We start from the raw sequence: 20,128 nt of genomic DNA, 5'->3' as shown, positions 1-20,128 counted from the left end.
TTATAAGGCACCATACAGGTACCAGTTTAAAATAGAGTTTCCAAAAAATAAAGTCACTACTGCAGCGCAGGATAAAAAAGGAGCAAAAGGAAGGGCGTCTTTGAGGCTTTTTTTGCGCAGGACAATAAGCAAAACACCAACCAGAGCCCCAAATAAAAAAGCAAAAAACACCGCCAAAACAGCAAGTGGCCAGCCCAGAAAAAGCCCCACTCCCAGCGCAAGTTTCACATCACCAAAGCCAATACCCCGGGGGAAAAAGAGGTGAAGCAGAAAGAAAAAGGCAAAAGAGAAGGCAGCACCCAGGAAAAAAGAGACCGGATTTCCCACCCAGAATGCCCGAAAAAGCGCCAGCCCCAGAAGGGAAAAAGAAAGTACATCGGGTATGCGCAACTCGCGCACATCAGTCCAGCTTATTAGAAAAAGAAGGATGAGGAAAAAGATGGTGAAAAGCATAGGAGGGGCTCCCCAGAAAGCCCAAGGGCTTTCTGGGGAAAAGGATTACCAGTCGAGGGTTTGAGTTGTGGTTGGTAATGCGGTTAACGAAAGGCCTGTTGCTGCGTTGATAGCTTCTACGATGGCGTCATTTACAGTTTCACCATCCTCATCAATTGCCCCTTCTCCAATCACGCCAGCTGGGCCCACAGCATAGCACTTGCCACCGTAAGAGTTGGGATCCCAGATGACGAAGCTGGTAAAAGTGCCGGTTTGTGTACCACTGCTGTCAAGGGGTGCATACACGTAATTATTGCCTCCCGCTGGCGGTGTGGGTGCCTGAGCAATATAGTCATCCAGCCAGTTCTTTACATCAGCGGCTGCCGGATACGTGGTCTGGTTGTTTTCAGTTGCGTAAAGTTCTAAGGCGCTGGCTAAGCTATGCAGGTTAGCTTTGGTCGCGCTTTGAGCAGCAGTCAATCGAGCGGTGAGGTAACGGGGAATGGCTATAGCCATCAGGAATCCTAAAATGGCTACCACCACGATGAGCTCAATCAGAGTGAAACCCTCTTCACCTTTTTTGCGCTGCTTTTTTCTGATCACACTCCACACGGTTTTTCACCTCCAGTTGATTTTCACGCTTATCTCTAAACTTTCAGGATAAAATTTCTTGCCATCATTAAAAGCCACTGCTTTGCATCCCCTGGGAAGCCATCTCGAATATGGGCATGAAGAAAGCCAGTGCTATGAAGAAAACTCCCACTCCCACAATCAAAGTGAGAATTGGCTCAATCATGGTAGAAAGCCGCTCTACAAAAATCTTCACTTCCTTGTCATACAGTTCATTAGCCCGCTTGAGGGTGGCCTCCAGGTTTCCCGACTCCTCTCCCACGCTGACCATTTGCAAAAGCAAAGGGGGGAAGAAAGAGTAATCACCCATGCTCTGGGTGAGATTTCTTCCCTGACGGATTTTTGAGGCAATTTCGCGCAGGATATCAGCCACATAGTAGTCGCTGACGGCTTCAGCAGTGACCTCCAGGGCCTGCACCATGGACATACCACTTCGCAACAGCCCGCTCAACACCCAGGAAAACCTGGACAAAACCAGCTTTTGAAAGAGCTCTCCAAAAAGCATTAAACGGTGTTTTTTTCTATCCCACCACCTCCTGCCTCGCTCAGATTTGGCATAAAGCAGAAAAGAAGCGAAGCTTCCCAGCAAACCCCCATACACTGCATACCAATAAGTGTTCACCAAGCGAACCATAGAAAGCAGCAGTTTCGTGGGTAGAGGAAGCTCAATGTTCAGGCCTTCAAAAAGCATCACAAACTGGGGAAACACAAAGTAAACCATGAAAAAGGAAGCGGCAATCATGGCCACAAGAAGAATCACCGGATAATACATAGCTGACTGCACCTTATCGCGCAGGTCCTTTTCCCAGTCGAAGTAATCGGCTAAACTGGAAAGGGCGCTGTCTAAACTTCCTCCTGCTTCCCCCGAGCGCACCATGCCCAAAAACACCCTTCCAAAGACATTCACGTGTTCAGCCACTGCTTGAGAGAAGGAATAGCCCCGCTCGATTTTGGAGGCGATATCCCTGATGACCGTGGCAAAAGAGCGGTTGCTGGTTTGCTGGGCCAGGCTGGAGAGAGCCGAAAGAAGAGGAACTCCAGCTTCAAGCATTACTGCCAAACCCCGGGCAAAGAGAGCAAGATCTTTTAAGCCCACTCTTTGCGTTCCCAGAGAAAGGCGCACTTCTTTCTGAAGGAATTGGGGACGGTCCTCCTGAATGGCGGTCACGAAATATCCTCGTTCCCGCAAGACTGCTGCCACTTCCCGCTCACTCTGGGCTTCAAGCTTTCCCTCGATTAACTTGCCTGAAAAATCCCGTGCCCGGTACACAAAACTCGGCATCTTTTACTTGCCACCTTTCCAGAGCAAGAGTTCCTTGGGGTCAACTGCCCGCTCCAGCGCACTTTCCCAGGTGATTAACCCCTTTTGGTAAAGTTCAAAAAGTGCCTGATCCATGGTTATCATGCCTTGAGCACGATTGGTCTGCATAACGCTATAGATTTGGTAGGATTTACCTTCGCGAATCAGGTTGCGGATAGCGTTGTTGGCAATCATCACTTCACAGGCAGGCACTCTGCCTTTACCATCTGCTCGGGGGAGCAGCTGCTGGGAGATTATCCCCTGGATACAGCTTGCCAGCTGAACCCGCACCTGGAGTTGCTGGTGAGGAGGGAAAATGTCTATGATGCGGTCAACGCTCTGGGGGGCGTTGTTAGTGTGCAGAGTGGCCATGACTAAGTGCCCGGTTTCTGCCGCCTGGAGAGCGATGTTTACGGTTTCCAGGTTACGCATTTCCCCAACCAGTATAACGTCGGGGTCCTGGCGCAGGGCATGGACCAGGGCACTTTCAAAAGACGGCGTATCGGAGCCAACTTCCCGCTGGTTGACCAGGCTTTTTTTATGGGCATGCAAGTATTCAATCGGGTCTTCGATGGTAACGATGTGGCAGGAGCGAGTGGAATTGATGTAGTCAATCATCGAAGCAAGAGTGGTGGACTTTCCGCTTCCGGTGGGTCCGGTAACCAGAATCAGCCCCCGAGGAAGGGAAGCCAGCTTTTGCAGAACAGAGACCGGAAGCCCCAGCTCCTCCATGGAGGGTATGTGGTAACTCAAAGCACGTATTGCCAGACCACAGGAGCCGCGCTGGCGATAAACGTTCACTCTGAAACGTCCCACCTGGGGAATGCCGGTTGAAAAGTCAAGCTCATTTTCCTCCACAAACTTTTGCCATCTCTTGCTGTCAAGGAGCGAGCGAGCCATTTCCTCGGTATCCTGGGAAGATAAAGGGGGATGGTCAGAAAAAATTAACCTCCCATCTATCCGAAAAGTGGGAGGTTTTCCCACCGTAAGGTGCAAATCTGAAGCTCCCCGCTCAATTACCTCTTTCAAAAGCTCAATAATATCCATAGCGTATCCTCTTCTCTTTTATATATCGGTAAAGAGGAAAAAAACTTTAGAGGCAATCGAACGAATCAAAGAAATTTTTACAGAAAATTGCCGGTTACCCGGTAAGCCTCTTCAATGGTGGTGATACCTGCGCGGACCTTGCGCAGGGCGTTTTCTCTCAAGGTACGCATACCCTTTTCCTGCGCCTTGCGGGCAAGCTCCCGCTCGGTGACTCCTGAAAGCACCATCTGCCGCAATTCTTCGTCCATGACTAAGACCTCGCTCACTGCTACTCTGCCTCGGTAGCCGGTTTGGTTGCAGCGAGAACAACCCTTGCCTCGATACACGGTGACCACGCTCTCTTCACCCTCGCTTATTTCCCGAGCAATTTCTCCTTTCACCTCAATAGGTATCCGACAAAAAGTGCATATCTTGCGCACCAAGCGCTGAGCCACGGCACCAACCAGGGCTGAAGAAATCAGGTAAGGGGCTACACCCATCTCAGCAAGCCGGATTACTGCTCCACAGGCAGTGTTGGTGTGCAGAGTGGAGAAAACCAGGTGCCCGGTGAGCGCTGCGTGAACCGCTATTTCAGCCGTTTCGCGGTCCCGAATCTCACCCACCATGATGACATCAGGGTCCTGACGCATGATGGAACGTAAAACGTTGGCAAAGGTGAGGCCAATTTGGGGTTTTACCTGTACCTGGTTAATACCCTCCAGGCGGTACTCTACCGGGTCTTCAATGGTGATTATGTTCAAATCGGGTTTGTTGATAAAGTTGAGCGCTGAGTACAGAGTAGTGGTTTTTCCACTTCCGGTAGGTCCGGTGAGCAAAATCATGCCGTAGGGGTACTGGATAATCCGATAAAACCTTTCGAGTTCTTCAGGTTCAAAACCCAGGCGGTCTAAGTCCAGAACCAGAGCAGATTTGTCAAGAATGCGCATCACGATTTTTTCGCCGTAAATGGTGGGAAGCGAGGATACCCGGAAATCGACAGCCCGGTTGTCAACCATTACCTGGAAGCGGCCGTCCTGGGGCAGGCGGCGCTCGGCGATGTCCATCCGGGCCAGAATTTTCACCCTGGAGACCAGGGCGGGGTGGACTTTCACCGAGGTGGAGGTTGCATCCCGAAGAATACCATCAACCCGGAAGCGAATGCGCACTTTCTCTTCCTGGGGCTCAATGTGAATGTCGCTGGCGCCACTGCGGATAGCCTGGAGAATGATCATGTTGACCACCCGCACGATAGGAGCTTCTTCACCCAAGGCCCGGAGCTGGTCGATGCGGATTTCCTCTTCATCCATAGAAAGAGCAAGCGCTCCACCCTCATCTTCTACTTCCCTCACAATCTCTTCAACCGATTCTCCGATGCCGTAATAGGTGTTTATGGTTCTTTCAATATCTTCTGCGGGAGCCATAAGGGGTTTCACTTTACGACGGGTCATCATCTCTACCCGGTCAATGGCTACCACGTCCACAGGGTTAGCCATGGCCAAAAGCAAAGTACCGTTTTCCTCTCCTATCAAAACCACTTTGTGCTGGCGGCAGAACTTTTCGGGAAGCAGGGCGACCACCTTGGGGTCAATCAGGTAATTGCTGAGGTCCACGTAGGGAGCTCCCAGTTGCTGGGCAAGGGCGTCAAAAAGGTCTCGTTCCGTAACCAGGCCTTTTCTGAGGAGAATTTCACCCAGCTTTTCGCCGGTTTCCTTCTGAATTGTTAGTGCTTCCTGCAACTCCTGAGGGGTTATCTTGCCCCGCTCAACCAGTATTTCACCCAGTTTTCGCGAATTCAGGGAAGGAAGCTGTGTGTGATTGGTAGCCAAACAGAAACCCCCTTCGGCATTTAGCTTTCGAGTGCCCCGAACATCACATCAAGCGGGGCCTGGTGCCCAGTAAACAATCGGAAGCTTTCCGCTCCCTGAAAAATCAGCATATCCCTTCCGTCAAAGTTCCTGATGTTTTTCTCCTCTGCCTTTTTCACAAGCGGCGTTCCTTTCTTGCCATAGACAAGGTCTATAACCCAGTGAAGGCCTGAAAGATATCCCCAGGGAAGGGGTATCTCCTCACCTTTTAAGCCCAGTGCCGTTGCGTTGATTATAGCATAAATCTCCCTGAAGGTTGGTTCTTTATCTGGTTGTTCAAAAAGGCTTGTCCAGCTTAGACTCTCCACCGGACAGGTGAGAGCTTTGCGAGACCACTCCAGAAAAAGCCTGGCTCTTTCCCAGCTACGGTTAGCAACCCATATTCTGGTAACCTTTACTTCATTCAGTGCACAGGCCACTGCTCGGGCTGCCCCTCCGGCTCCCAAGAGAAGTACCTCTCTGCCTTCAAGCTGTGCCCCATTTTTGTGCAGGGCTTTCATAAAACCTATTACATCAGTATTATAGCCGACCAACTTTCCGTTTTCGTTTACCACGGTGTTCACTGCTTCCAGCAACGCAGCATGCTCATGCAGGCTATCCATAAAATTCACTGCCAGTTCCTTATGGGGCACGGTGAGATTGGCACCCCTGAATCCCAGCGCTTTCAAGCCATAGAGCGCATCTTTTAAATCATCGGGAGCAACATCGAAAGCAAGGTACACATAGGGAAGTCCCAGTTTCTGGAGCGCAGCGTTTTGAAAAAGAGGAGAAAGGGAATGCTGGACAGGATGTCCCAGGAGCGCAAGCAGTGAAAATTCTGACGTTATCCGCATGGCACTATGCTTTCCTCCAGTGCTTTTTGAGTAACCATCTCTCTATTTTGCGGACCAGGCGGGTCAAAAGAAATTCCTTTTTGTTGAGCGGAATGACCAGGATGGTAAAAAGACCCATCCGATTCCCGCCCCACACATCAGTGAACACCTGGTCCCCTACTACTGCCACTTCTGAGCGTTCCAGGCCCATAGCTTTGAGCGCTTCCCGAAATCCACGACGGCGTGGCTTGCGTGCAGAATGGATTCCCGGAACCTCAAGCTTTTCAGAAAAGTAGCGGACTCGCCGCGGTAGAGCGTTGGAAACAATGTACACTTGAAAGCCCAGGTTTTTAACCCGTTGCATCCAGGAAACGGTATCTGGAGAAAGCTGGTATCCATTCCAGGCCACCAGGGTGTTGTCAAGGTCCAGAATAAAACCTTTTATTCCTCTTTTGCGCAGTGCATCAAGAGGAATATCAGAAAGTTTTCTTACGTAAAGGTCCGGCAGCCATCTGCGAAACAGAGACTTCATGGGGTAACCTGCTCCCGGTTTTCAAGGTGTTCCCTGTAAGTACGAGAAAAACGGTGCCGACCATCCTCACCGAGCACAAAGTAAAGGTAGTCGCTTTTTTCAGGATAAAGTACTGCAAGCAAAGAAGCAAGACCCGGATTGCAAATAGGTTGGGGAGGAAGCCCCTTGGAAAGATAAGTATTAAAGGGAGAATTGATTTTTAAATCTTCAAGCGTTAGATGGTCAACCCAGACCCCCTTTTCCCTATACAGAGCATAAACTACAGAGGCACAGGATTGCAGCTTCATGCCGGCTTGCAGGCGGTTCAGGAATACAGAAGCAATCAGGGGACGGTCTTCAGCAGCTTTGGCTTCCCGCTCTACCAGTGAGGCCAGGATAACCAGGCCCTGCAAAGGAAGCGGGGCCTCGCTCTTCCAGTAATGTTCTCTCAGGAAAGTTTCTTCAAAGCGCTCAAGCTGTGCTTCGATGACCTGATGAGGGGAAGCGGGCACTGAGAAAAAATAGGTATCTGGAAAAAGAAAACCTTCTAAGGAAGAGAGTCCTTTCAACCACTCCCGATCAAAAAGGGTAGGATTATCAACCAGAGAGAGGTATTCTTCCTTGGAGCAAATCCCCTTTTCTTCCAGCACCTGGGCCATTTGCTGAGAAGTGAAGCCTTCTGGAAAGGTAACCTTAACGAGGAGCTGTTCACCCCTGGTAAGTATTTCCACGAGTTGTGCAGGGGGCATTCCTCGTTTTAGGAGGTAACTCCCAGCACGCAGTCCCCGGGGAGCAACCAAACCAGCCATGACCTGGAAAGGCCAGGGATTTCGAATGATTGCTTCGTCTTTCAAAAGAAGCGCTATTTCCCTCACCGACAGCCCTTTGGGAATCAGCACCTCTTTAAAACTTTCCCCTTCGGAAAAGTCAGCGTAAAACCAAAGATAGACCAGAACACATATTATCCACAAAAGGGAGAGCTCAAGAACGGTTTTTGACTTCATAGCGTTTAAGGTAGGTTTCAAGCAGGATAACCGCTGCAAGCTGGTCAATGATTTTTTTTCTCCGACTACGGGAAAGATCCGCTTCGAGTAGCCTACGTTCTGCTTCTTTGGTGGTGAGACGCTCATCGAGGAGAACCACTTCTCCGGAAAACTCTTTCTTTAGCTTTTCCAGGAACTTTCTCACCAGGTTGGCCTCCCGCTTTTCCTCTCCTCCCAGCCGCAGCGGAAAACCCACCACGATAAGCTCAATTTGGTTTTTTCGGGCTTGCTCAAGTACTCTGGAGACCGTCTCCTGGAGAGTGCCTCCAGCCAAGACTCCCCCTGAAAAAGCAAAGTTGCTGCCCCGATTGAAAGCCAGGCCCAGGTGCCTGGTTCCCCAGTCGATAGCCATTATTCTGGGGATTCTCTGTTTACCAGCCTGCACAGTTCCTCCACGAACGCTGCCCATTTGTCCCGGGGTACACCCCCAAACTGGACCAGGTGAGGTCGACCTCCTCCCCCACCCCCGGAAACCTTGAGGGCTTCTTTGACCAGCTTTTTAAGGTCCAGATTCCTTACTAATTGTCCGGTGGTGCCCACCAGACCCTGAACTCGACCCTCTTTTTCCATCCCCAAAACAACCACCCGGGAAAGAGGCTGGTCTCGTAATTCATCAAAAACTGGACGCAGAGTTTCGATATCCAAGGAGGCGTCGCTAAAGAGATGGGAAAATACCCGTTCCTTGCTTTCCAGGATTTTCTGGCGAACGAGGTCCACTGTTGCCTGTCTTTTAAACTGAGTTAACTCCTTTTTAAGCTGCTTATTCTCTTCGAGTAACCCCTGCACTTTATCAAGAAGTTGCGATTCATCGATTTCAACCGCTTCTTTAAGCGATTTTACCAATTGTGCGTCTTTTTGGAACCTTTCCAGAGCCAGTGGACCAGCTACAGCTTCTATACGGCGTATGCCAGAACCTATGCTTCCTTCAGAAATTATTCGAAAAAGGCCAGCTTGAGCAGTTCGAGTAAGATGTGTTCCTCCGCACAGTTCTGCAGAGTACCCCAAAACCCGCACTACCCGTACCTCTTTCTGGTATTTCTCGTCAAAAAGAGCAATCACTCCACTCCGGCGGGCCTCCTCCAGGGTGGTATAGCTCACCACAACTGGCAGGTCTTCAAAAATTTTTGCGTTGACTTCTGCTTCCACCGCTTTGATTTCCTCCTCAGTGAGGGGAGCAAAATGGGCAAAGTCAAACCTCAACCCCTGCTCACCTACCCAGGAACCAGCCTGTTTAACCTGTTCTCCAAGCAGATTGCGCAGCGCCCGGTGAAGCAGATGGGTGCAGGTGTGATGAATAGCCAGCATTCTCCTTCTTCGGGAATCAACCCGGGCAACCACCACCTCGCCCGCTTGCAGCCTGCCTCGTTCCACCCGTCCTTGATGGACAATGCAGGACTCCCCCACCAAGAAAACCCTATTTATCCTTGCCAACCCCTGTGGGGCAATGATAAAGCCGGTATCCCATTCTTGACCACCTTTTTCCGGGTAAAAGGGAGTCCGTTCCAGGACCAGAAAAACCTCTTCTCCTTGTGCAGCCTGGTCACAGAAGCCTTCTTTGCTCAACAAAACCAGAATTTTGCTCTCCCCTTCCAGGCTATCATAGCCTGTGAATTCACTTTTGAATGAACCAAGCGCCTCTTCAAGGGCTTTGTAATCCCTGAGTGCCTGTTCTTTTTCTTGGAAAGCCTTTTTGCCCCGCAGGCGCTGGGCTTCCATTTCCTGCTTGAACTCTTCATCAGAATAGTCCAGGCCCTCTTCCTGAAGCACTTCCCGAGCCACATCGGCTGGAAAACCATAGGTGTCGTAAAGCTTGAATATTTCCCTACCTGAAACTGTTTTCAGCCCTTCTTTTCTGGCTTTGCTCACCATCTCTTCCAGCAGAGAAAGCCCTGACTTCAGAGTAAGGTCGAACTTTTCTTCTTCCTGAAAAACTACCTGAGAAATCAGGCGTGATTTATCAACGAGCTCTGGGTAAAAATCCTTCATTATTTCAATAACTTTGAAGACCAGTTCATACAGGAAAGGCTTCTCAAGTCCCAACTTCCTGCCATAGCGATAGGCTCTGCGAATCAACCTGCGCAGGACATAGCCTCTGCCTTCGTTGGAAGGAAAAATTCCGTCGGCAATCAAGAAAGTAACTGCCCGCACATGGTCAGCAACTACTCTAAAAAAAGGAAGAGTAGAAGAATGGTAATCAAGTCCGCTCCGCTTCTTGAGCTCTTCGATGATGGGTAGGAAAAGATCGGTTTCGAAATTGCTGTCTACTCCCTGCACCACCGAGGCAATGCGCTCCAGCCCCATTCCGGTGTCAATGTTTTTGCGAGGGAGCTCACGCAAGCTGCCATCGCTCTGTCGGTCAAATTCCATAAATACCAGATTCCAGACCTCAAGATAGCGGTCACAATCGCAGCCGGGTTTACACTCTGGCTTCCCACAGGAAAGCCTCTCTCCAAAGTCAAAATAGATTTCTGAACAGTAACCGCAGGGACCCACGGGACCAGAGGCCCAGAAATTGTCCTCATCCCCCAGAAGGACGATTTTCTCTTCAGGTACCCCCACCACGTCCTTCCAGATGTGAAAAGCTTCTTCGTCTTTTTCGTGAACCGAAACCCAGAGTTTCTCTTCAGACAGCTTCAGCCTGTGCACCAGGAACTCCCAGGCAAAGATGCAGGCCTCTTTCTTAAAGTAATCTCCGAAGGAGAAGTTGCCCAACATTTCAAAAAAAGTATGATGGCGCCTGGTAAAGCCCACCTTGTCCAGATCGCTCACCCGTACACACTTTTGGACCGTGCACACGCGCGGATACAGGGGCTCTTTTTTACCCAGGAAGAAAGGTTTGAAGGGAACCATACCCGCTATGGTCAAAAGGAGAGTAGGATCATCTGGTATCAGGGAAGCACTGGGAAGGACCCGGTGTCCTTTTTCTTCAAAGAAGGATAGAAACAGCTGCCTCAGTTGGTTGCTGTTCATAGCTCGACCGCCTTTCTTCGAAGTCCACAACCTGAAAAGTGTTCAAGCGCCGATTGGTGGATGGTAACCATCGCACTGTTATGGGAACCACAAAGTCTGGTTGCAGTTTCCCCCGCTCTATCCAGTAGAGAGCCTCAGCGTTATTATACTGGCCAGGATTTGCTCTGGCTACCAGAGTGAGTGGTTTTTCCACCCAGAAAATTTCATCAACTTCCGAAATTGCCCGCAGGTTTGCATCCAGTGTTTTTCGCAGGGTGGGGGGTGGAGAGGGTGAAAGGTTCACCAGAGCGATGTTTTTGCGAAGGGTGCCGATGATTTTGACGTTGGCTATTCGGGCATGAAAGTTTGAGCGCTCCAGGGTGTTCAAAAGGTAGGCATTACTCTTGGCCACAGCGCTACCATGGAAGTCCGAAGCCAAGGGTTTTAAAAGGTGTTTCAGAAAGCAGCCTTCTCGCTGCTCGTTTTCTCCAATGCGCAGAATTGGAATTTCCAGAAAATGAGCAAGTTTCAGGATCGTTGTCTTGTCAAACTGAAAAAGCGGCGAAAAGGTGCCGTTAAAAAACTTGATTCCCCGCATACCCCAGCTGTCGCTGCGGTTAAACCCTCCCACGATAAGCACTTTTTCACCAAAATGAGCCCTTATTTTGCCCAACTTGGCTTTACGGGTACAGCGGTTACAAGCAGGACCTCCCCGGGCCACAGAGACAATATCTTTTTCTCCGTCAATCCATACCTGCTTTACTCCAAATTCGCGAACCAACGCTTCCACATTCCTTCTTGCCTGGGAGGGTAAGTACTTACCCCAGTCTACGGTGCAAGCAATAACCTTTTCTCTGCCCAGCGCACAGATAGCAATGAACAGGGCGAGTGTACTGTCTACGCCCCCCGAAAAAGCAACTACCACTTTTTCGAAAGAGGAAGCTACGTTCTTCAGTTCTTCCTTGACCGAACTAAAAAGCTTAAAAAGCGAAGAACGTTCCTTATCCAGCATCATTTACGAAGGTTGTTGAGGATAGAGCTCAGCTTTTCTCCAATAACATCTCCCAGGGTCACTCTTCCATCCTGGGCAGAGGTTTCCTCTTTGCTGGTCAGCATTTCTTCTTTCTGGGCTTGCTTAATGCTCAACCCGATTTTGCGTTCCTGGTCGTCCAGCTTGATAACCTTCACCCGAACGTTTTCACCGACCGAAAGCACTTCGGCTGGGGAAGAAATGCGTTCTTCAGAAATTTCGGAGATGTGGACCAGACCGTCCCATCCTTCTTCCAGTTCCACAAAGGCGCCAAAATCAACCAGTCTTACTACTTTGCCATCGTGGATGCTTCCTACCGGATACCTGCTTTTTACCCTTTCCCAGGGGTCGGGAAGCAGGGCCTTACGGCTAACCACGATTCTTTGCTCCTCGGGGACAAACTCTATGATCTTGAGCTGGAGGCTCTGGTTTTTCTTTAAGACCTGACCTGGGTGTTTTACCGGTTCCCAATCAATTTCAGAGAGAGGCAATAACGCTTCAACCTCGGGGGCAAGCTCAACAAAAGCACCAAATCCCATCAAGCGCTGAATTTTCCCTTCTACCATGTCGCCGACCTTCCATCTACGGGCCACTTCCTCCCAGGGATTGGGGCGCAGTTGCTTGATGCTAAAGGTAACCCGCCTTGACTCCCGGTCCACATCGATGACTTTCGCCTCTACCAGTTGGTTTCTCCTGACAACCTCGTTAACTCTGGTGATTCTCTTCCAGGAGAGTTCTTCCAGTGGAATGTGACCCTCAATGCCTTCCTCAACTTCAACCAGGGCACGCCTGGGCGTGATTTTGGTAACCCGAACCTTTACCGTGCTTCCCAGGGGACATTTTTCATCAATGTTTTCCCAGGGGTCCGGGAAAACTTGTTTCAAGCCCAGGGAAAGCTTGCGGTTTTCAGGGTCAATCTCCAGCACTCGTGCTTCGACGACATCGCCCACCTTGACCACTTCTCGAGGGTGACGTACGTAACTCCAGGAGAGGTCTGAAACATGAATCAGACCCTCTATTCCCTCTTCGACTTCCACAAAGACGCCGAAATCACGCATGGAAACCACTTTGCCTTTCACAATATCTCCAGGGCTTATCCGTTCAGTGATGCTATCCCAGGGGTCCGGAGTTAACCTTTTCAAGCTCAGGGAGACTTCCTCTTTTTCAGGGTTCCAGGCAATAACTTTGACTTCTACTTCATCGCCCTTCTGGAGCACATCTTCAACTTTGTTCACTCTCCCCCAGGAAAGTTCCGAAACGTGCAGCAAACCATCCAGACCTCCCAGGTCCACAAAAGCACCGAAACTGGTGATGTTCTTTACCACACCCTTACGCACTTGTCCAACTTCAAGGGAGTCTATAAGGGCCTGCTTTCTCCGTCGCTCCTCTTCTTCAAGGATTATGCGACGAGAAACCACTACATTCCTGGCTTTGCGATCCGCTTCAATTACCCTCACTTCCAGAGTTTTGCCTATCCACTCATCCAGATTTTTCTGCGGGACGACGTCAATGCAGGAGGCGGGAAGAAAAGCATTGATACCAATGTCAACAATGAGCCCTCCCTTGACTTTGCGCACCACTTTGGCCTGGAGGGGTTTTTGTTCACGCACACTTTCCTCTATATCAAACCAGGCACCCTGGTAGCGGGCACGTTCCCGGGAAAGCCAGACATAGCCCTGTTCATCAATGCGGTTTACCATAACCCATATTTCTTCTCCTTCTTGCAATTCGTGCTTGACTTCACCGCTTCTTCCCAGGGCTTTTTCAGAAAAAGGAAGAATCCCCTCAGCTTTGTAATTTATGTTAACGAAATAGCCTTCTTCTCCTTTTTTGATGACTTTGCCCTTGAGGATTTCACCTACTTTAATGGGGCGGACATTCTCGAGGTTCTCGTTAAAAAGGTCCATACTTTTTTCTTCACTCACACCACACACTCTCCTTCCTCCGATTTCCCTCTATCACAAATTATGGCCCCGCTTTTGCGGTGTGCCAACTGCTTTGATCCTCGCCCTCAAAAAAGTGGGTGCCCCTCGGGCAAACCACGGTTTACCCGAAGATAAGCTCCCAAGACAAGGATGTTGGGTCAAAGCCTCTTTTGGCATCACCTGCAAAGCAGGGCCAAATCCGTTTACTTCACACCTAAATAATAGCACAATACTAACCTCTTTTCAAATTGCAAGTATCCCGCAAAGTAATCCCCAGCACCTCCAGCTGTTCTTCAGAAACCGGTGCCGGAGAGTCGGTAAGCAGACACACTCCTTTCTGGGTTTTGGGAAAAGCAATAACCTCTCGGATGGATTTTTCTCCGCACAAAAGCATAACCAGTCGATCGAAACCCACGGCAATCCCCCCATGAGGAGGGCATCCATACTGAAAGGCTTCCAGCAAAAAGCCAAATTTTAGTTTAGCTTCCTCTTCCCCAATGTTGAGCAACCTGAAAATTTTTTCCTGAAGATCCCGCCGGTGAATCCGGATGCTTCCTGAAGCAATCTCGTAGCCGTTGAGGACCAGGTCGTAGGACTTGGCACGAACCCGGGCAGGATCAACGTCAAGGAGTGGTATATCCTCATCGAAAGGAGAAGTAAAGGGGTGGTGACTGGAGTCCCAGCGCTTCTCCTCTTCGTTCCAGAAAAAGAGCGGAAAATCCACCACCCAGAGGAAAGAAAATTCCTTCTCCGACACCGGGAACAGTTGGCGTCCCACTTCTACCCTGATTTCTCCCAAAAATTCCAGGACCCTTTCCCTGTTGCCCCAGGCAAGAAGCAAAACCGAATTTTCTCCAAAGCAGAAACGCTGCTCTATCTTTTCAGAACAGAAAGGAGAAAGTTTCTTTTTAAGTGGTGAGCTGACTCCTTCAGGGGTTTTTCGGAAAAAGCTGAAGTGGATTTTTCTCTCCCGGGCTCTCTCTGAAAAATCATCAGCTAACCTGCGCGAAAACTGCTGCCAGGATTCGAAAAATATCCCTGCCACTAAGAAGTTATCTGCATTATCCTCTTTTTGACCGGGAAGTTCTTCTTCCTGAAAGAGATCATTCAGGTTGTCAATACACAATGGAATGCGCAAATCTGGTTTATCAGAGCCATATTTTGCCATGGCTTCTTCCCAGCTCAGTCGGGGAAAAGGAATGGAAAGCGATACACCAAGCGTTTGGGAGAAAAGCTCTACCATCAATCGTTCTACCACCGAGAGTACATCTTCTCGATCTACGAAAGACATTTCAAGATCTATCTGGGTGAACTCGGGCTGGCGATCGGCCCTCAGGTCTTCGTCCCTGAAGCAGCGCACAATTTGAAAGTAGCGGTCCATGCCGGCAACCATCAGGAGCTGTTTAAAGAGCTGCGGAGATTGAGGAAGAGCGTAGAAATTACCGGGGTTCAAGCGGCTGGGCACCAGAAAGTCGCGGGCTCCTTCCGGAGTGCTCCGGGTGAGGAAGGGAGTTTCCACCTCTACAAAACCTTCGGAGCTCAAAAAATTACGGGTTGCCCAGGCAGCACGATGTCGGAGCAAAAGATTCCGTTGCATTTTAGTTTTGCGCAGGTCAAGATATCGATAGCGCAGGCGCAAAGCTTCGTCAACTTCCTTGCGGCTTTCTATTTCAAAAGGGGGAAGCTGAGATTGAGAAAGGATTTCCAGCCGATTAACTGCTACCTCTATCTCGCCGGTAGGAAGGTTGGGATTAACCATTCCTTCAGGTCTTGCTCTGACTACTCCAAAAGCTCGAACAACGTACTCAATCCGGAGCTCTTCGGCCTGTTCATAAGCAGGGTCTTGGGAGTTCACCACCAGTTGAGTCAGCCCATAGCGATCTCTCAAGTCAATAAAGACAATTCCACCGTGATGGCGTAATCTACTAACCCAGCCACAGAGAACAACTTCTTTTCCAATATCTTCTTTTCTCAGCTCTCCACAGGTGTGTGTACGCAACATTTTCTTCTCTCCCTCTCCAGAAAGCTTAAAAGCTCTTCTTCAGAATATCCCTCTTGGATTCCCCGGTCCAGGTCTTTCAGGGAAAAGATTCCACGTTGTTCCTCATCTTCGCCCAAAAGAACCACAAAACGGATTCCCGCATTCTGGGCCTCCTTGAGCTGAGCCCTGAGACTGCGCTCTGCTTCACCAAGGTAAAAGGGAACGTGCAAGTCGGCAAGCTTCAGGGCAAGCCGTAAGCATTGGGACTCTGCTGAAGGAGAAAGCGGAGCCAGATAAACCAGGGGACCTTTTTCCTCAAACACGCTTTTTTTATCCGATAACAAAAGAACTAACCGCTCCATACCTGCTGCAAAGCCCACACCAGCTACACCCTTTACTCCCAGGAAATCAGCAAGGCCGTCATAGCGACCACCACCCATCACTGCGTTCTGAGCACCCAATTCACCACTTTTCACTTCAAAGGCAGTGCGTGTGTAGTAGTCAAGACCCCTCACCAATCGGGGGTTCACCTGAAAGGGCACTTGGAGCTTTCTCAACCCTTCCTCAACTCTTCGTTGGTGTTCCGCACATTTCTCGCAGAGAAAATTCTGGATAACTGGAAAATCAGGATTGGAAAAAACCCTCTGGCAACCTTCGTTTTTACAGTCGAGCACTCTCAAAGGGTTGCGTTGTGCGCGCTCCCTGCAGGTAACGCAGAGCTCCTGACTATGCTCTTGCAAAAACTTTATCAGTTCGTCAAGGTATTTTCCTTTACATTCAGGGCATCCCAGGCTGTTTATTTCCAAAGAAAGCTGGGGTAAACCTAAACGCTGACAAATGAACCAGGCAATCAGTATAATTTCTAAGTCCGCACCGGGGCCGGCAAAACCAATGGCTTCGAAACCAAACTGATGGAACTGCCGCATTCTTCCCGCCTGAGGCCGTTCATAACGGAACATGGGCCCCAGGTAGTACCACTTGACCCGGGGTTTTTTCACGTGAAAACCGTGTTCAACATAGGCCCGCACTACTGCTGCAGTACCCTCGGGTCTCAGGGTGAGACTTCGGCCAGACTTATCGAGAAAGGTATACATCTCCTTCTGCACTATGTCGGTTGCTTCGCCAACGCTTCTCTGGAAAAGCTCGGTATGTTCGAACACTGGAGTCCGAATCTCCTGATAGCTGAAACAACGGGCAGTTTCACGAACCGTTTCTTCCAGAAAATGCCAGATACGGATTTCTTCACCCAGAATGTCTTTGGTTCCTTTAGGCGCACGTACTTTTTGCATCTTCTCTCACTCGCCAGAATGGGATTTATATATTGTATTGCACACTTTCCCCTTTTTCAATCAACGCACCTCAATCCTTCTCACCACTTCGAGCTCCTGCAATGACTCCACCATTTGTTCAACCGCGAAGTGGGGTGGGATATGCACTCCCATAATACAGGTCACCAAATCTTTTTCTTCTCCCTTTTTGAGTTCCACGTTTTTGATGTCCACCCCGAGTTTGCCAAGTAGTGAGGCTACCGCCCCCAGGGAACCTGGACGGTCTAAAAGACGCATGGAAAGGTAGGTTATCCCTTTTCGGAAGCTTTCCAGATAACGGAGGGCAGCCAGGGTAAAGATCACAAACCCAGTACCTGTAAAGCCCAGAAAGTACAGTCCAGAGCCAAAAGCAATGCCTATGCCACAGGTTGCCCAAAGGCTGGCAGCGGTCGTCAGGCCAGTTACCCCCCAGCCATAGCGAAAAATCGTTCCTGCTCCCAGAAAGCCCACTCCACTTACAATCTGGGCAGTTATGCGAGCAGGATCAGAGCCAAAGCGCGTAAAACCCAGAAGCGAAACCAGGGTCATCACGCAGGATCCTACCGAAACCAGGATGTGGGTCCTCAGGCCTGCTGGCTTTTCCGCTCGTTCCCTCTGGAAGCCAATTAGGCTTCCAGCTAAGAAGGCTGCAAAAAGCCGTAAGACAATGTCTCCCTGCTCCCCCCAGGACATATCAAAGGTTAACAATTTCAAACTCACCTCTTCCGTTCTTGCTCACGAAACGCTCAATGTCTCGTAAATAAGGTAGTGCACTCTGGGCTCCTATCTTGGTACAGGCAATGGCACCAGCATTGTTAGCAAGTAGCAATGCTTCAATCCATTCTTTGCCCTGGGCAATTCCCACCACCAGCCCTGCATTGAAGGCATCGCCAGCGGCAGTGGTATCCTTGACCTCTACCTTTCTGGGATGTAGATAGATGAAGCTGTCTTTCTGGTAACTGGCAACGGCTCCCATTTCCCCCAGGGTGATCACCTTCCAGGAGGGACATCGTTCGTCAAGGAGTTTAATAGCTCGTATAGCGTCTTGAATTACTTCAATTTTTACTCCACTCAGCACTTCGGCTTCGTATTTGTTAGGGGTGATGATATCTCGAGGTCCCAGTATCTCAAGCGGGAAAGGCTGGGCAGGGGCAGGGTTAAGGATTATTCGCAAGCCAATTTCATGGGCTATCTCGATAGCCCTTTTCACCACCTCAAGGGGAACTTCAAGCTGCAGGAGTAAGAAATCAGAACTCTTAAAAAGGTGGGTTGTACGTTCCAGGTCCTCGCAACTCAGTGCCATATTGGCTCCAGGAGCAACCAGTATGCGATTTTCCCCATTTTCCTCCACAAAAATGAAAGCCAAACCGGTATGCACCAACTCTTCTCTGAAAACAAAGCAGTAATCCACATTTTCCTGTTCCAGGTTAAGCAATAACCGCTCCCCAAAGTCATCGTTGCCTACCTTCCCCACCATGCGCACTATGCCACCCAATCTCGAACAAGCAATGGCCTGGTTATTGCCCTTTCCCCCTGGATGCATGGAAAACTTTCTTACGAAAAGATTTTCTCCAGCAGCAGGCATCCTCTCAATTTCAAGGACCATATCCATGTTCATACTGCCTACCACCAGGATTCTCGGTTTTACCATTTTGGTTTATCTCCTTTCCTGCCCTGTTTCACTCCACTAACCTTTTCAAGAAAGCTTCTTTATTTTACAATTTCAATGTTGCAAAAACCATCCCTCAAAGGAGGTAAAACGGTGATCCGCATAAAAACAGCCCTGTTGAGCGTCTCTGACAAGAGTGGTCTTCAAGAATTGGTTGCCTTTTTGTACAACCAGGGGGTAACGCTTATAGCTACTGGTGGTACGGCAAGGTTTATCAGTGAGATGGGAATTCCAGTAAAAGAGGTTTCCGAAATAACTGGCTTTCCGGAAATCCTGGGAGGAAGGGTAAAAACGCTGCATCCAGCGGTTGAAGGCGGTATTCTGGCTCGGAGAGAGCTTCCTCAGGATGTAGAAGACCTTCAAAAGCATAACATTCAGCCCATAGATCTGGTGGTTTGTAATCTGTATCCTTTCGAAAAAATGATTGCCTCTCAGGAAAAAGATCTGGAAAAGGTGGTTGAAGAAATCGATATTGGGGGAGTTACCCTACTGCGGGCAGCAGCCAAAAATCATCGCTATGTGGTCACTGTTTCTTCACCAAACCAGTATCCGGAACTGATAGAGGAAATGAAGAAAAACGGCGGGGCGGTCAGTGAAGATAAGGCCCTCGAGTGGGCTATAAAAGCCTTTTCCAGAACTGCTCTTTACGACAGCCAGATTGCAAATTACCTCAGCAAATTATCCCAGAAAGAAGAGGCCGAATTTCCCGAGTATGTGAATATCTTTTTGACCAAGAAAGCAGGCCTTCGGTATGGTGAAAATCCCCACCAGAAGGCAGCTTTTTATCAGGATCTCTCTTTTGACACTTCTGGTTTTATGAACCATTTGGAACAACTGGGCGGGAAAGAACTTTCCTTTAACAACCTCTACGATACTCAGGCTGCCTTCGCTCTGGTGCGGGAGTTTCAGGACCCTGCGGTAGTGATTGTGAAGCACAACAATCCCTGCGGGGTGGCTTCCGACCCAGACCTTGCTGCGGCAGCCAGAAAGGCCCTGGCAGGAGACCCAGTTTCGGCTTTCGGTGGTATAGTGGCCTTCAACAGAAAGGTAACTCCAGAAAGCGTCCAGGTTTTTGAAAAACTGTTCCTGGAAGTGGTTATTGCACCGGATTTCGAACCAGAAGCGCTCGAGATTTTGACCAGCAGGAAAAACCTCCGTATCCTTAGAGCACCTCTGGCCGAGAGCGCCTCTTTTGACATAAAGAAGGTCGATGGTGGATTGCTGATTCAGGACGTTGATGCTATAGATCTTGAAAAAGAAAAAATTCAGATAGTCACTCAGAAACAGCCCACCGAAAAGGAGTGGGAAGACCTCTATTTTGCCTGGAAAGTGGCCAAGTTTGTGAAGTCCAACGCTATCGTCCTGGCTAAAAACAAGCAGACGGTAGGCATCGGAGCAGGACAAATGAGCCGTATTGATGCTTTAAAAATAGCCGTGATTAAAGCCCAGAATCAGACTCAAGGTTCGGTTCTTGCCTCCGACGCTTTCTTTCCTTTCAAAGACGTGGTGGAGGAAGCAGCAAAATACGGTGTAACGGCTATCATTCAGCCCGGCGGTTCTATACGAGATCAGGAGTCAATCGAGGCTTGCAATCGGCTGGGAATATCCATGGTGTTTACTGGGATACGGCACTTTAAGCACTGAACCA

17 protein-coding genes are annotated in these 20,128 nt (G+C 49.5%); 1 reads left to right on the top strand and 16 read right to left on the bottom strand.

Going from position 1 to position 20,128, the window contains the following annotated elements:
• From ACKTT1_RS03590 to rbsK, 16 genes are all read right to left on the bottom strand, one after another.
• Positions 1–453: a prepilin peptidase gene (locus ACKTT1_RS03590; RefSeq protein ID WP_369017499.1), complete on the bottom strand. Its 453-nt coding sequence runs from the start codon at positions 451–453 to the stop codon at positions 1–3.
• A gap of 45 nt (positions 454–498) precedes the next feature.
• Positions 499–1,044, bottom strand: a complete 546-nt coding sequence (locus tag ACKTT1_RS03585) for a type II secretion system protein (protein ID WP_412710225.1) — start codon at positions 1,042–1,044, stop codon at positions 499–501.
• A gap of 67 nt (positions 1,045–1,111) precedes the next feature.
• Positions 1,112–2,344, bottom strand: a complete 1,233-nt coding sequence (locus tag ACKTT1_RS03580) for a type II secretion system F family protein (RefSeq protein ID WP_369017501.1) — start codon at positions 2,342–2,344, stop codon at positions 1,112–1,114.
• Positions 2,345–2,347: 3 nt separating this feature from the next.
• Complete coding sequence (locus tag ACKTT1_RS03575) at positions 2,348–3,409, bottom strand: type IV pilus twitching motility protein PilT (RefSeq protein WP_369017502.1); 1,062 nt, start codon at positions 3,407–3,409, stop codon at positions 2,348–2,350.
• A gap of 77 nt (positions 3,410–3,486) precedes the next feature.
• Positions 3,487–5,184 (bottom strand): type II secretion system ATPase GspE, encoded by a 1,698-nt coding sequence (gene gspE, locus ACKTT1_RS03570; RefSeq protein ID WP_369019413.1) that lies wholly within the window; start codon positions 5,182–5,184, stop codon positions 3,487–3,489.
• A gap of 50 nt (positions 5,185–5,234) precedes the next feature.
• The gene (locus ACKTT1_RS03565) at positions 5,235–6,086 is read right to left on the bottom strand and encodes a shikimate dehydrogenase (RefSeq protein ID WP_369017503.1); all 852 of its coding nucleotides are present in this window, start codon (positions 6,084–6,086) and stop codon (positions 5,235–5,237) included.
• A 4-nt stretch (positions 6,087–6,090) separates the two neighbouring features.
• Positions 6,091–6,597: a YqeG family HAD IIIA-type phosphatase gene (locus tag ACKTT1_RS03560; RefSeq protein ID WP_369017504.1), complete on the bottom strand. Its 507-nt coding sequence runs from the start codon at positions 6,595–6,597 to the stop codon at positions 6,091–6,093.
• Positions 6,594–7,580: an endolytic transglycosylase MltG gene (mltG, locus tag ACKTT1_RS03555; RefSeq protein ID WP_369017505.1), complete on the bottom strand. Its 987-nt coding sequence runs from the start codon at positions 7,578–7,580 to the stop codon at positions 6,594–6,596. Before mltG ends, ACKTT1_RS03560 begins: the two co-directional genes overlap by 4 nt.
• Entirely contained in the window at positions 7,558–8,028 is a 471-nt protein-coding gene (gene ruvX, locus ACKTT1_RS03550; RefSeq protein ID WP_369017506.1) for a Holliday junction resolvase RuvX, read from the bottom strand. The genes mltG and ruvX overlap by 23 nt, the downstream gene beginning before the upstream one ends.
• The gene (gene alaS / locus ACKTT1_RS03545) at positions 7,971–10,589 is read right to left on the bottom strand and encodes an alanine--tRNA ligase (protein WP_369017507.1); all 2,619 of its coding nucleotides are present in this window, start codon (positions 10,587–10,589) and stop codon (positions 7,971–7,973) included. Before alaS ends, ruvX begins: the two co-directional genes overlap by 58 nt.
• A complete protein-coding gene (locus ACKTT1_RS03540) occupies positions 10,546–11,583 on the bottom strand; it encodes an ExsB family protein (protein ID WP_369017508.1) in 1,038 nt (345 codons plus the stop codon). The genes alaS and ACKTT1_RS03540 overlap by 44 nt, the downstream gene beginning before the upstream one ends.
• Positions 11,580–13,523, bottom strand: coding sequence for a S1 RNA-binding domain-containing protein (locus ACKTT1_RS03535; RefSeq protein ID WP_369017509.1), 1,944 nt, complete (start codon positions 13,521–13,523; stop codon positions 11,580–11,582). Before ACKTT1_RS03535 ends, ACKTT1_RS03540 begins: the two co-directional genes overlap by 4 nt.
• A gap of 232 nt (positions 13,524–13,755) precedes the next feature.
• Entirely contained in the window at positions 13,756–15,525 is a 1,770-nt protein-coding gene (gene aspS, locus ACKTT1_RS03530; protein WP_369017510.1) for an aspartate--tRNA ligase, read from the bottom strand.
• Entirely contained in the window at positions 15,495–16,793 is a 1,299-nt protein-coding gene (hisS, locus tag ACKTT1_RS03525; protein ID WP_369017511.1) for a histidine--tRNA ligase, read from the bottom strand. Before hisS ends, aspS begins: the two co-directional genes overlap by 31 nt.
• A gap of 60 nt (positions 16,794–16,853) precedes the next feature.
• A complete protein-coding gene (locus ACKTT1_RS03520; RefSeq protein WP_369017512.1) occupies positions 16,854–17,519 on the bottom strand; it encodes an MgtC/SapB family protein in 666 nt (221 codons plus the stop codon).
• On the bottom strand, positions 17,506–18,462 hold the full coding sequence (gene rbsK, locus ACKTT1_RS03515; protein WP_412710224.1) for a ribokinase: 957 nt from the start codon (positions 18,460–18,462) through the stop codon (positions 17,506–17,508). The genes ACKTT1_RS03520 and rbsK overlap by 14 nt, the downstream gene beginning before the upstream one ends.
• A gap of 111 nt (positions 18,463–18,573) precedes the next feature.
• Here rbsK and purH point away from each other — a divergent pair, with 111 nt between their 5' ends.
• Complete coding sequence (gene purH, locus ACKTT1_RS03510; RefSeq protein ID WP_412710223.1) at positions 18,574–20,124, top strand: bifunctional phosphoribosylaminoimidazolecarboxamide formyltransferase/IMP cyclohydrolase; 1,551 nt, start codon at positions 18,574–18,576, stop codon at positions 20,122–20,124.
• Positions 20,125–20,128 lie beyond the last annotated feature (4 nt).

The organism is Atrimonas thermophila (assembly GCF_045864955.1).
In the GTDB taxonomy this organism is placed as follows: Bacteria; Atribacterota; Atribacteria; order Atribacterales; family Thermatribacteraceae; genus Thermatribacter; species Thermatribacter velox.
Note: the sequence above shows the minus strand (reverse complement) of the source record. Positions and strands in the feature narration are given on the sequence as shown.